Annotated in this window: 14 protein-coding genes; 3 read left to right on the forward strand and 11 right to left on the reverse strand. The window is 59.1% G+C overall.

All coding sequences use genetic code 11. The features are described 5' to 3' along the window. The 7 genes from ettA to B3Z17_RS04940 all read right to left on the reverse strand — a co-directional run. Positions 1 to 1,445: energy-dependent translational throttle protein EttA (gene ettA / locus B3Z17_RS04910; protein ID WP_286828800.1), on the reverse strand; the 1,445-nt coding region annotated here is incomplete at its 3' end. Between the two features lie 95 nt (positions 1,446 to 1,540). Then, on the reverse strand, positions 1,541 to 1,882 hold the full coding sequence (locus B3Z17_RS04915) for a colicin immunity protein (protein ID WP_286828801.1): 342 nt from the start codon (positions 1,880 to 1,882) through the stop codon (positions 1,541 to 1,543). After that, positions 1,879 to 2,295 (reverse strand): GFA family protein, encoded by a 417-nt coding sequence (locus B3Z17_RS04920; protein WP_286828802.1) that lies wholly within the window; start codon positions 2,293 to 2,295, stop codon positions 1,879 to 1,881. Before B3Z17_RS04920 ends, B3Z17_RS04915 begins: the two co-directional genes overlap by 4 nt. Continuing rightward, entirely contained in the window at positions 2,292 to 2,951 is a 660-nt protein-coding gene (locus B3Z17_RS04925; protein WP_286828803.1) for a glutathione S-transferase family protein, read from the reverse strand. Before B3Z17_RS04925 ends, B3Z17_RS04920 begins: the two co-directional genes overlap by 4 nt. A gap of 77 nt (positions 2,952 to 3,028) precedes the next feature. Further along, positions 3,029 to 3,673 (reverse strand): LysE/ArgO family amino acid transporter, encoded by a 645-nt coding sequence (locus tag B3Z17_RS04930; RefSeq protein ID WP_286828805.1) that lies wholly within the window; start codon positions 3,671 to 3,673, stop codon positions 3,029 to 3,031. A gap of 27 nt (positions 3,674 to 3,700) precedes the next feature. Further along, positions 3,701 to 4,339 carry an NAD(P)-dependent oxidoreductase gene (locus B3Z17_RS04935; protein WP_286828806.1) on the reverse strand — a complete coding sequence of 213 codons (639 nt, stop codon included), beginning with the start codon at positions 4,337 to 4,339 and terminating at the stop codon, positions 3,701 to 3,703. Positions 4,340 to 4,342: 3 nt separating this feature from the next. Further along, positions 4,343 to 5,227, reverse strand: a complete 885-nt coding sequence (locus tag B3Z17_RS04940; RefSeq protein ID WP_286828807.1) for a DMT family transporter — start codon at positions 5,225 to 5,227, stop codon at positions 4,343 to 4,345. An 84-nt stretch (positions 5,228 to 5,311) separates the two neighbouring features. On the opposite strand from B3Z17_RS04940, the gene B3Z17_RS04945 reads away from it, so the two are divergent. From B3Z17_RS04945 to B3Z17_RS04955, 3 genes are all read left to right on the forward strand, one after another. Further along, complete coding sequence (locus tag B3Z17_RS04945; protein WP_286828808.1) at positions 5,312 to 5,797, forward strand: MarR family winged helix-turn-helix transcriptional regulator; 486 nt, start codon at positions 5,312 to 5,314, stop codon at positions 5,795 to 5,797. A 308-nt stretch (positions 5,798 to 6,105) separates the two neighbouring features. Further along, positions 6,106 to 7,656 carry a DEAD/DEAH box helicase gene (locus B3Z17_RS04950; RefSeq protein ID WP_286828809.1) on the forward strand — a complete coding sequence of 517 codons (1,551 nt, stop codon included), beginning with the start codon at positions 6,106 to 6,108 and terminating at the stop codon, positions 7,654 to 7,656. Between the two features lie 28 nt (positions 7,657 to 7,684). Then, complete coding sequence (locus B3Z17_RS04955) at positions 7,685 to 8,524, forward strand: hypothetical protein (RefSeq protein ID WP_286828810.1); 840 nt, start codon at positions 7,685 to 7,687, stop codon at positions 8,522 to 8,524. Between the two features lie 28 nt (positions 8,525 to 8,552). Here the strand turns inward: B3Z17_RS04955 and B3Z17_RS04960 are convergent, their stop codons facing one another. The 4 genes from B3Z17_RS04960 to B3Z17_RS04975 form a co-directional block, all read right to left on the reverse strand. Next, complete coding sequence (locus B3Z17_RS04960) at positions 8,553 to 9,545, reverse strand: alpha/beta fold hydrolase (RefSeq protein ID WP_286828811.1); 993 nt, start codon at positions 9,543 to 9,545, stop codon at positions 8,553 to 8,555. 58 nt (positions 9,546 to 9,603) lie between these two features. Beyond that, positions 9,604 to 10,986 (reverse strand): sodium-dependent transporter, encoded by a 1,383-nt coding sequence (locus B3Z17_RS04965; protein ID WP_286828812.1) that lies wholly within the window; start codon positions 10,984 to 10,986, stop codon positions 9,604 to 9,606. 194 nt (positions 10,987 to 11,180) lie between these two features. Next, a complete protein-coding gene (locus B3Z17_RS04970; protein WP_286828813.1) occupies positions 11,181 to 11,717 on the reverse strand; it encodes a hypothetical protein in 537 nt (178 codons plus the stop codon). A gap of 72 nt (positions 11,718 to 11,789) precedes the next feature. Next, positions 11,790 to 12,113: a hypothetical protein gene (locus B3Z17_RS04975; RefSeq protein WP_286828814.1), complete on the reverse strand. Its 324-nt coding sequence runs from the start codon at positions 12,111 to 12,113 to the stop codon at positions 11,790 to 11,792. Positions 12,114 to 12,287: the final 174 nt, after the last annotated feature.

The raw sequence follows: 12,287 nt of genomic DNA on the forward strand, positions 1-12,287 counted from the left end.
GACAGCGTTTCGGTATCAAGGTCGTTGGTCGGCTCATCGAGGAGGAGCACGTTGCCGCCCTCTTTGAGCATCTTCGCCAGGTGCACACGGTTCCGTTCACCGCCCGACAGCAGGCCAACCTTCTTCTGCTGGTCGCCGCCCTTGAAGTTGAAGGCGCCAACGTAAGCGCGGGTCGAGACCTCATGCTTGCCGAAATAGAACATGTCATGCCCGCCCGAGATTTCCTCCCAGACGTTTTTGTTTGCGTCCAGCGCGTCACGCGACTGGTCCACATAGCCAAGCTGCACCGTATCGCCCACTTCAATCGTGCCCGCGTCCGGCTTTTCCTGGCCGGTGATCAGCTTGAAGAGCGTGGTTTTACCCGCGCCGTTCGGGCCAATCACGCCCACGATGCCGCCTGGTGGCAGGCTGAAGTCGAGGCCGTCAAACAGAAGCTTGTCGCCGAACGCCTTGGTCAGGCCCTTGGCTTCGATCACCTTGCCGCCCAGACGGGCTGGTGGCTGGATCTTGATCTGCGCCGGGCCGGCCACGCGCTCCTGCTGCTGCTCGAGCATTTCATCGTAAGCCTTGATCCGCGCCTTGGATTTCGCCTGCCGCGCTTTCGGGCTCTGCCTGATCCACTCCAGCTCGTCGGTCATGGCTTTCTGACGTGCCTTGTCGGCGCGCTCTTCCTGCGCCATCCGCTTGGTTTTCATTTCAAGCCAGGCTGAATAGTTGCCTTCGAACGGGATGCCCTGGCCGCGGTCAAGCTCAAGCACCCAGCCCACCACATTATCAAGGAAGTAGCGGTCGTGGGTCACGAGGATCACACAGCCCTTGTAGTTCTGCAGGAACTTCTCAAGCCAGGCGACGGTTTCGGCGTCAAGGTGGTTGGTTGGTTCGTCAAGCAGCAGGATTTCAGGCTTCTCGAGGAGAAGCTTACAAAGCGCCACGCGGCGTTTCTCACCACCCGAAAGCTTGTCGACGGACCAGTCGTTCGGCGGGCAGCAGAGCGCGTCCATCGCCACTTCCGCCTGTGACTGCAGGTCCCACGCGTCAGCCGCGTCGATCTTTTCCTGCAGCTCACCCATCTTGTTGAGGAGGTCCATATTCTCAGGGTCCATGCCGTAGTCGCCAGCCACCTGGTTGAACTCGTCCACCAGCGCCTGCGTAGACGCCAGACCTTCCATGACGTTACCGAGCACGTCTTTGTCTGCATTCAGCTGCGGTTCCTGCGGCAGGTAACCCACGCGGATGCCGTCAGCGGCCCAGGCCTCGCCACCGAATTCGGTGTCATAGCCGGCCATGATTTTCATCAGCGTCGATTTACCGGCGCCGTTCTGACCGATGATCGCGATTTTCGCGTCGGGCAGGAAGTTCAGGGAAATACCATTCAGAACCTGCTTGCCACCAGGATACTGTTTGGTGAGCTTGTGCATCTGATAGACATATTGATAGGCAGCCATCGGGCTTGGTTCCTTATTCATTCTGGAAAAAACTTTGCGCCTCAATTAACGCAGATTGGCGCGCGGGACAAGCGGTGTGTGCTCTTCAAGATCATTCAGTCTTCGCTACCATCCATCTTCATACTGGTAACGATAAACACATCCCTCTTTTTGCATTCCTTTTTAATCACTTCCGATATCCGCACGTTGTTTTCGTGGGCCGCATTCGCTGTCACCGGAGGCTCAACACCATCGAATATACAGTCAAGAGCTATCTGAAACCGTTGGGCCTTCCAATTGCCTCCCTCGATTCCAAGGACCACCTGCCCCTTGCTCGCACACTGCAAACAAACTTCAATCGCAGCTGCCGAAGACAGAAACATGACTGCGCTTCCATCCAGAGCAAAGAAATCTTCAGAGTTTTCATAAAGATGATCGCGAATAATCGCCATCGTCATCCCTCATCCTTTGGGAACATGCGGTAGGTGGGCAGGCCGTCGTCTGTCTTGGCCCAGGCCTTGCGGCTTCTGACATACACATGGCTTTCCGGGTGCAGGTCGTCGGTTTCATTGATGAAGCCGGCGTGCAGGTGGATTTCCCCGGGCCAGGCCTCACCTTCAAAACTCACCGGGCTGCCGCAGGCGCCGCAGAAGCGCCGCTTGACGCCGGGGCTGGATTTATAAAATTTGGGCTCATCCTCGGTGAAGCGCACTGCGGCCGCATCAAACCCCACATAGGTGGCGAAGGCAGCACTGGTGGCCTTTTGGCAAGAAGGGCAATGACAGTGGCTGACCCACAGCGGCTTGGCCACAATCTCTGCCTTCACTGCGCCGCACAGGCAGCGCGCTGTATAGCCTGTCTGGTCGCTCAACTGTCGTCCCCGCCAAAGAATTCATCATAGGAATGCTTCACCCGGTCGAAGGAGCGCAAAACGATGTCCGTGTCTTTCACGGTCTCCCAGTAGGCGTTCAGCTTGGGCCAGGCGTCATAGCCTTCAAGGCCGAAGCGCACCTTCAGGGCGCCATACCAATAGAGGTGGGAAATCAGCGCGGCGTCCGCAAGCGTCCAATCGTCTCCCACGGCGCGGCTGCCATCGCCCAGATATTTCTCAAGGTAGGTGAAAGCCGCTGGGATATCCTGGGTTTTGGCCTTTTCGACTTCTGCGTCCGTGGCTTCACCGCCAAAGGCCATGCGGCCATAAGGCTTCACGGCTTCGGCATAGTAAAGATCGAGGATGCGGGCGATCAGGCGCGCACGGGTCGCGTCTTCGAAATCATGGGGCGTGAGGTCAGGGCCGTCCAGCACCCGGTCCAGATATTCGGCGATCACCTGGCCTTCGGTCAGGCTGGTGCCGTCATCCTTGATCAGAAATGGAATTTTACCCATGGGATGGTGGCTGAAGTGGGTTTCTGACTTGAACCCACCCGGCACGCCCGCGAGCTCAATCTGATCGAGCGCACCCTTCATATCCAGGGCGATCACCACCCGCTCGAAATAGGGTGAAACACTATGTCCACAAAGCTGCACTTTATCCCCCTCGTACTGTTTTCAGTCGTCATCAGGGGCCAAGCTTGAACCAGTTTTCCGGTGTTTGCAACCGTCCTTTAGAGGCTGAGCTGGTGGCGCGCAAGCACCGCTGCCACACCCAGCATCACGGCGGTAATGACGCCGTCCAGCACCCGCCATGTGACGGGCTTCTTGAACAAGGGCGCGGCCTTTTTGGCACCGTACCCGATGCTGTAGAACCAGAGGGCGGAAGCCACCACCGCGCCGATGAGGAACCCAAGCCGCGCAGCGTCCGTAGCGTATTTCACGCTGACACCGCCGATCAGCACCATGGTGTCCACATAGGCCCAGGGATTGAGCCACGCGAACGCCAGCGCGTGCAGGATGGCAATACGCACGCCCTGCCCGGCGGCGGAGCCAGCCGACGCCTCGATCCGGTCGTCGGTCATCACATCAGGCCAGATCGCGCCCTTCAGGCTCTTGAGCGCAAACCACACAAGGAACGCCACCCCGCCCCAACCGAGCCAGTAAGCGACGGTCGGGTTATCGGCAAACAGGCGCCCCACACCCATCACGCCAAGCGAAATCATCAGCACGTCGGAGATGAATGTGGTGGTGGTGACGGCAAACACGTGCCGGTGCCTCAGGCCCTGCCTGAGCACATAGAAGTTCTGCGGCCCGATGGCCAGCAACAGGCCGATTGATACCAGAAAGCCTTCGATTAAAGCGGTCCAGTGGGGCATAAAAATCTTCCTGTCAGTTGCACCCTGTCAATAGGCCACCGTATAGCGTTGCCGCCGGTGGCGCCTCTGTTCACCTTCATCCAAGAGGGCGACGGCAAAATCCTCCATGGAAATGCGCGCCTGCCCGTCCTCGTCTGTCAGCATCACGTCACCGCCCAGCCGGTACCTGCCCGTGCGGTCGCCTGGCGTCAATATGGCCGGTGGTGTCTGATATGACCAGTCAGCTTTTGTATTCTTCAGGCAAAGCTCATATTGCGCCTGGCATGCCGTCGCGATGGGGACCAGGTGTTCAGGCAGAAAACCCGGTTCCGTGAACACAGTGGTGTCCTTGCCCTTGAGCTTCAGGCTGGCTGCGCCGCCCACGACCAGAATACGAACGCCGGCTTTCCCGGCCTCCCGCAGGAGCTTCTCGGTCATGGGTACAAGCAGTTTCTCCCACCCTTCAGGTGGCCTCAGCGCACTGATCGCAAGGTCCTGCCCTGCCAGAAGGGGCTGCAGGTCATCTGCCCCCAACACATCGGCCACATGCACGGCAACGCTATCGGGAAAATCCGCCGCCTGTTCCTGCCGCCGCACCACCGCGGCAACCCTGTGGCCGCGCGCAAGCGCCTCCTTCAAAGCCCGGTACCCAACAGCGCCCGCTGCACCAAAAACGATGATATTCATAATTCACGCTCCCTGAGAGACAGTCTTTTTGAAGAAGAAAGTGAAGGTCGCTGCATTCTGGCTCAGCCATACGCTGCCCAGCGTCAGCAGAATGCCCAGAAGGGCCTGTGTGGAAAGGGTTTCCCCAAGGAGCGCCCACCCCAGCACCACCGCTGTTACCGGGCTGAGGAACCCAAGCGGTGAAATTTCAGATGGCAGCAAGCGGGATACCCCCCGGAACCACAACAGATAGGTGGCCGCAGCCCCGATCAACGACAGATAGCCCAGGCCAAACAGCGTGTCGCTGTTCAGTGTGATCGTACCGCTGCCAACAGTGAAAGCGACGGGGATCAACAGCAGCCCCCCCGCCGTAAGCTGCCATGCCGTGATCGTCAGCGGTGACACATCAGGCTGCCAGCGGCGGCTGAGCACCGTGCCGAACGCCATGGAAACCGCACTGCCCGCTGCTGCAGCAATGCCGATCATATCCCACTCCGCCCCCGGCGACAGCACCAGCATGGCCACACCAAGAATGCCGATAAAGGCGGCACCAACCGCGATGGGCAAAATTCCGGTGCCCAGCACATAGCGGGAAATAAACAACACCATCAAGGGCTGCACTGCCCCCAGCGTGGCGGCAACCCCGCCCGGCAAGCGGTAAGCCGCCACAAACAGCAGCCCCCAGAAGATGGTGAAATTCAGCGCGCCCAACAGGAACATGCGGCCCCACCAGATGCCTTGCGGCAGGCGCCGCACCAGCGCGAGCAGCAACAGCCCCGCAGGCAGTGCCCGCAGCATGGACACCATGAACGGGTCTTCGCCCGGCAGGAACTCGGTCACCACAATATAGCTGGAGCCCCAGATCACGGGGGCGATCGCTGTTGTCAGAATGTCCGCACGCTTACTCATCACACTGCCTTTGTCATTTATCTTGACCTCAAGATAATAATATTTCTCTTGAAGTCAAGATACTTTCGTGGAAAAGTGTCGGGCATGGATCATGTTGATGAAATCATTGAACAATGGGCGAAGGAGCGGCCAGACCTGGACACCGCGCCCATGGCCCTGCTGGGGCGGCTTCTGAAACTGCAGCAGCATACATCAAAGGCCACGGGCGAAACCTTCAACCAGTTTGGCCTGAATGCCGCCGCTTTTGACGTACTGGCCACGCTCAGGCGTTCCGGCCCGCCTTACCGCCTGTCGCCCGGCGCGCTGATGGACATGACCATGGTCACCTCCGGCACCATGACCAACCGCATTGACCAGTTGGTGAAAGCCGGGCTGGTGGAACGGATCAAAAACCCGGATGACGGCCGCGGCTTCCTGATCGCGCTTACCGACAAAGGCTTCAAACTGGTGGATGAGGCAGTCACCGCCCATGTGGAAACCCAGAAGGATCTCACAAGCCGCCTGTCGGATGCGGACCGCGAAACGCTGTCTGCGCTGGTTAAAAAATACCTGGCGACCTTTGAGGAATAAACACCGCCTGCACTCGGCCCCGCACCCGGCCCCGCACAGGCCGCCGCGCGCATTTCCTTGCTTTTCTTATTGTTTCGTGTTCTAAGGCACACATCACACCGCGCGAAGATAGCGAAATCATAAGAACAGTCGCTGGCGGTCCCTGACTTGAGCAATTTTCCTCACAAGATCGTTGCCTTGCTAATCGGCCCGGGAAATCCCGCAGGCCCAACACGACCCGGCAGCTGATCTTTGCAAGCTTCCCTGAATATTTTTGACGGTGCGCCCGCCGGGTTTGGCGCGATACCGTGGTATGTGAAAGCTTACACTTGAAAGAATTTAATACGCTCGGTCTCGCCGAGCCCATCCTTCGTGCCCTGACGGCCGAAGGCTACACCACGCCTACTCCAATCCAGGCGGGTGTTATCCCAGCCATGCTCGACGGCAAGGACATTGTCGGAATCGCACAGACAGGCACCGGTAAAACCGCCGCCTTCGTTCTGCCGCTGCTGCAGCGCGTTCATGAAATTCGCAAAATGCCGTATCCGAAAAGCTGCAAGGCCCTCATTCTGGCGCCAACGCGTGAACTCGCGGCCCAGATCGAGGATGCCATCCGCACCTATGGGAAGTACCTGAAAAGCTCAAGCGCGGTCATCGTTGGCGGTGCCAAGGCTGGCCCTCAGATTCGTGCCATGTCGCGCGGCGTTGACATTCTTGTCGCCACGCCCGGCCGGCTTGAGGACCTGATGAGCACAGGCGCCGTGATGCTGGACCAGACCAACACGGTCATCCTGGACGAAGCAGACCAGATGCTGGACCTGGGCTTCATGCCGGCCATCCGCCGGATCATGCAGGCCCTGCCGAAAAAACGCCAGACTGCGCTTCTGTCGGCCACCATGCCAAAGCAGATCCGCGGCCTTGCCGAAGATTTCCTCTACAAGCCCGTTGAAGTGTCTGTTGCGCCGCAATCGAAACCGATTGAGCGCATCACACAATCGGTTATCCATGTGGAAAAATCCAATAAACGCCAGATTCTGGTGGACGTGATGCGCCGCGAGGATATCGACCGCGCGGTTGTTTTCTCCCGTACCAAACACGGCGCCAACAAGCTGGCGCAGGTACTCGTGCAGAACGGCATCCAAGCGGACGCCATTCACGGCAACAAGAGCCAAAGCCAGCGCGTTCGCACTCTGGACGCCTTCAAGGCCGGCAAGGTGCCGATCCTTGTGGCCACTGACATCGCCGCGCGCGGCATCGATGTGGACGGTGTCTCGCACGTGTTCAACTTCGACCTGCCGAACGTGCCTGAGGTATTTGTTCACCGTATTGGCCGGACGGCACGCGCCGGCGCAACCGGCATCGCGATTTCCATCTGCGATGAAAGCGAACGCGAATTCCTGCGCGATATCCAGAAGCTGATCGGCTTCAAGATTGAGCTGGACGAGCTGAGCGCGACGGACCTCGTGCCTGAGCAAGCCCCGGAGAAACCCGGTGGCAAACGATCTGCTGGCCGTGGTCGCGGCAAGCCTGCAGGCACATCTGGCCGTGGTCGCGCGCGAAACGGTCGGGCCAAGCCTGAAGGCGCCAAAGCAGGCGATCAACGCACGCAGGAGCCCCGCAAGGCACCAGCCCGCGCAGATGCATCGCCTACTGGTGAAAACCGCAAGCGTCGCCGGCCACAGAAAAGCAAAGGCCGCAATGGCCAGGGTGCTCAAAATGCCCTTAACGGCGAGAACGGCCAGTCTGGCAAGCGCAACCAAAACAGCCAGGGCAGCAAAGGCGGTCGCGGCAATCAGGGCGGCGAAAACGCCGGCCTCAGCCGCATGCTTGGCAATATCGAACGCTCCCAACGGGCCAGCGGTCGGCGCCAAAGCGCCTGACACGGGCCCAGCCTGTCAGAATAATCGGGTGGGGTTCGCCCCGCCCGAGCCATGGACAGGCGCCAATTCCGGCGGCTTCCGCAACCGGAAAGATTCCACCATGTTCAAGTCCCTTCCCCTGGCCTTTTATGCCGCATTCAGCCTCTTGCTGGTGACCGGCATTGCCTTTGCTCAGGATGACAATAATCAACCGCCGGAAAATGCATCGCAGGACCGCTACGGCTCTGGCTGGAGCTGCGACGACGGCTTCCAGCGCAAGAACAGCCAGTGCAACAAGCTGACAATCCCGGAAAATGCCTATGCCACCGGCCGCGGCTATGGCTCGGGCTGGGCGTGCAAGCGCGGTTTCGAAGAAAACAACAAGGCTTGCGTGCCCATCAACCTGCCTGATAACGCCTACCTGAACGCGTCCGGCAACAATTGGGAATGTGAGCGCGGCTACCGCACCGACGGCGGCCAGTGCACCAAGATCGAGCTGCCTGAAAACGCCTTCCTGACCGACGGCAAATACGGCAACGGCTGGGCTTGTGAGCGCGGCTTCCGCGCCACCAACAACAGCTGCACCGAAATCATCGTGCCAGCAAACGGCTATTTCGTTGACCAAAGCTACGGCAGCGGCTGGCGCTGTAATCGTGGCTACACCGAATTCAACGAGACATGCCAGAAAGTGGACGTGCCGGAAAACGCCTACCTGGTGGAAGACGGCAATAGCTGGCGCTGCGAGCGCGGCTTCATGCAGTTCGGCAACAGCTGTCGGACACTGGTCCTACCCGAAAATGCTCATATCGATTATTCCGGCAATGACTGGGAATGCGATAACCCCTACCGCAAGCGCCAGGACCAATGTGAACTGCCGCGTTCGAACTAAGGGATAAAATTCAGGTTTGGCCGTCGCCTCAGAAGTGACGGCCAAGCCAATCCAGGAGCGCAGCGTTCACCTCATCAGGGCGTTCCTGCTGGCTCCAGTGGCCGCAACCTTTCAGGTCTATCTGCTCATAGGTTTCAACCATATCCGGCATCGCCACCGCGATTTCGGGTGGGCAGGCGCGGTCCAGCTCGGCGGTGATCATCAGGCACGGCTGCTTAACCTTCGGCAAATTCCCCTCATCGTCCAGGAACCGCTTCTGGTCCAGCCAGTTGGCGCTCATGTTGCGGTAATAATGCAGGGGGGCCGTGAAGCCGTTCTTCGAATAAGCGTCCACATAGACCTGAATGTCCGCGTCCGACATCAGCGGGCTGCCGCCCCACGCGCCTTCGCCCTTTTCAAGATGCCCGATCAGATCGAGGCTTTTTTCCGCGAACGGGATATCGGTTGGGCGCGGGGTGTTGGCGTCCGGCTTTCTCAGGAAATAGCGGAAGGTGGCGGCCATGTCGGCCTCCAGGACCGGTTCGCACGCGCCCTCAGTCTGGAAGCGCACGATATACATCTTGTCGCCGAAGCGCGCGCGGAACATGTCCATCGGGTCCACCGGGTATGGCGGCAGCAGCGGCACGTTGAGGCCCGCAAGCCCCTGCACCCGGTCGCCTGCGTAAAACGGCAGTTGCCACATCACCAGCGCGCCCCAGTCGTGGGCAATGAACACAGCCTTGTCTATGCCGTAATGATCGAGCATCGCCCCCATCGCGGCGGTCAGCTTGTCCATGGTGTAGTTGGCCTGGCCCTCGGGCGCGCTTGAGGCGCCAAAACCCGGCATGTCCGGCGCGAACACCGGGTATCCCGCGTCTGCCAGTGCCCTTATTTGCGCGCGCCAGCTGTAGGCCACTTCCGGGAAGCCGTGCATCAGCACCACCGGTGGCTTCGAGGCATCCTTCACATCCGGCCCGGCGCGGTAGACCGCCAGGTCAAACCCGCCTGCCTTGATGATTTCCGGTTCGCCCATGCTGCTCATGCATCCCTCCTGCATCCTTGAGGACATGACTTAGCGTGCCTCCGCCCGAGGACAAGCCTTACCCCGCCACGGCGCCGACAAACAGCGCGGTGATGCAGATGGGGGCGACATAGCGGATCACCATATGCCACGCCCGGAACAGCGGGCCGTCTGCCATCGGCAGCGCCTGCCGCACGTCCTCGCGGCTTAGCGCCCAGCCCACCATCAGCGCATAGGCCAGCCCCGAAAGCGGCAGGATGAAATTGCTGACGCCTTCGCGGATCAGGTCAAAGAAGGTCATGCCGCCCAGGCCGAGTGCGGCCAGCGGGAACACATCCTTGCCGCCCGCGAAACTGTAGGAGGTCAGCAGGCTGATAACGACCGCCAGCCCTGCCATCATGGCCGCGCCCTTCCTGCGGGACCATCCGGCTTCCTCCAGCCGCGCCACAGTGGGCGACAGCAGCGAAATGGATGAGGTGACCGCCGCGAAGGTCAGCAGCAGGAAGAAGGCGAAGGCCACCACGGCCCCGCCCGGAATGTCGGCGAAAATCAAGGGCAGCGTGAGGAACACGAGGCCCGGCCCCGCCGCCGCGTCCACCCCGCTTGAGAACACCAGCGGGAAGATGGCGAGGCCTGCGGCGAGCGCCACAAAGACGTCCATCGCCACGATCCAGAAGGTGGCGCGCGGCAGGTTGACGTCCCGCCCCATATAGCTGCCGTAGGTCATGATGCCGCCCACCCCCACGCCGAGCGTGAAGAAGGCCTGCCCCATGGCCTCCAGGAACAGGCGCGGGGTGAATTCCATTTCGTGGAAGCCGAACAGGAAATCCACCGCCTTGCCGAAATCGCCCATGTTGCCGGAATAAATGACCATCCCGAGGAGGATCAGTAAGAGAAGCGGCATCATCACCTTGCCGGCTTTCTCAAGCCCCGTGTTGATGTCGAAGGAGACGATCAGCGCAGTCAGCCCCATGAAGATGGCCGACCACAGCGCCATCATCGGCATGCTGGATTTGAAATTGGCGTCGAGCGCCTGAACGTCCGCGTCTGACCAGCCGGCAAAGCCGCCGCCCGCGGCCTCCAGCATATAGTCCATCGCCTGCCCCGCGATCACCGCATAGAAGGAAAGCACCAGAATAGTGCCCACAAGCCCGGTCCAGCCCACAAGCGGCCAGTGGAGTTTGCTGCCCACTTTCGCCTGCAGCCGCCCGAGCGCCGTGGGCGGCGAGGCCTTGCCCATGCGCCCCAGCATCAGCTCTGCCATGAAGGCGGGCGCGGCCACCAGCGCAAGCGCCAGCAGGTAAATCAGCACAAAGCCGCCGCCGCCGTTCTGCCCCGCCACATAGGGAAAGCCCCACACATTCCCCAGCCCCACGGCAGAGCCGGCGGTGACAATGATGAACGCGATGCGTGATGAGAATGATGGATAGGCGGAATTTTCGCCCGTACCAGCGCCAGCCATAAGCCCTCCCCCGAGGTGTGTTTGTGAACCGGCGGCTAGGATGGGGGAATGGGGGATGCGGGGCAAGGCTTTTCAGAAGCGCCAGACTTTATCGCCACAGGCTTGGCGGTGATGGCTGCCCTGCCCACTGATACTATGCCTGTCAACCCAGCCCCTGAAATACAGCTTTCGACCCAAAGTGGTCATTGACGGTTTCAGTTTTCAGTTTCTCTTCCCAACACTTTCAGAAATGCAGCATGAGGGTCGTTTTTTCCTTGAAACACAACATAGCGCTTTTCCTGATCACAGGCCTTCAACCAATCTAGGCATTCCGTCTGACAGTAGCCAATTTCGGCTAAGTAATTGTCAAGCAACCTGCTATGCTCAGCGGCTGCTGCAGTTTTGTAAAAGAAGTCCCAAGCATTGTTCGGAAAATGAGCCAAGTCTGCCGAGGCAGCAATAAACTCTCTTGTGTTATTAAGCGCATGGCCATCTACGATGGACTGACGCAATCTCAACCGCGCTTTTTGATCAGCGAAAAACTTGTCTTCCTCCCGATGAAAGAAGGTGAGTGAGATTGTCCAGGCGGCTACGCCTAACGCCATGACGCCTCCTGCAATGCCCTCATAATCTTTAAGCCAAGGCCAAACAAAAACTGTAGTTCCAAGCCCAGTTACGATCGAACCAATGACAAACCCTATTGCCAATGTCGGCTTCTGCAGATAGCGCCACCAGCTTTTGAAACGGTGCATTCATTCCTCCTCAAAAGGGTAATTGCAACATGAGTGCATCAGGTCCCATGGCCGCAATAGTCTAGCGCGAGTCTACAGGAACAGCGCAATTACGCTGACTGCAAAAGCGGCAACTGCGATCTTACGATTGCGTTGCTCAAATTGCCTTCTGTCGTAGTGTTCTCGATAGGCTAAATATCTTCGGCAAATAGTTTGCCATGGTCCATGATTGCAAACGTTTACCCCGTCAATGGTAAGATTGCGAGTGCCTTCAATGTAGTTGGCATGGATCACCTCCGAGGGCTTGCTCAAAAGATAATTTCGCATCTGATTGTCGTGATCTGTCCGGTTATCAAAGACGTACGCCCAATCATTTTCGGTGAGTTTAATATCTTTGCCGAACCATTTCTCTAGCATTCACGTCCCCCTTTCTACCGCACGAGGCCACGCATCTTCATGGCCGCCCCGGCATCCGTACATCTAAGCAACGGATACACCATAATTATCACAGATTGCGCGGACGGTCTTGAAATCAGTTTAGATAAGAGGGGGTGGCCCATGTCCGCTCATGGCCTATTCCGTTGAAAAACT

The organism is Kordiimonas sp. UBA4487, assembly GCF_002389025.1.
Classification (GTDB): domain Bacteria; phylum Pseudomonadota; class Alphaproteobacteria; order Sphingomonadales; family Kordiimonadaceae; genus Kordiimonas; species Kordiimonas lacus.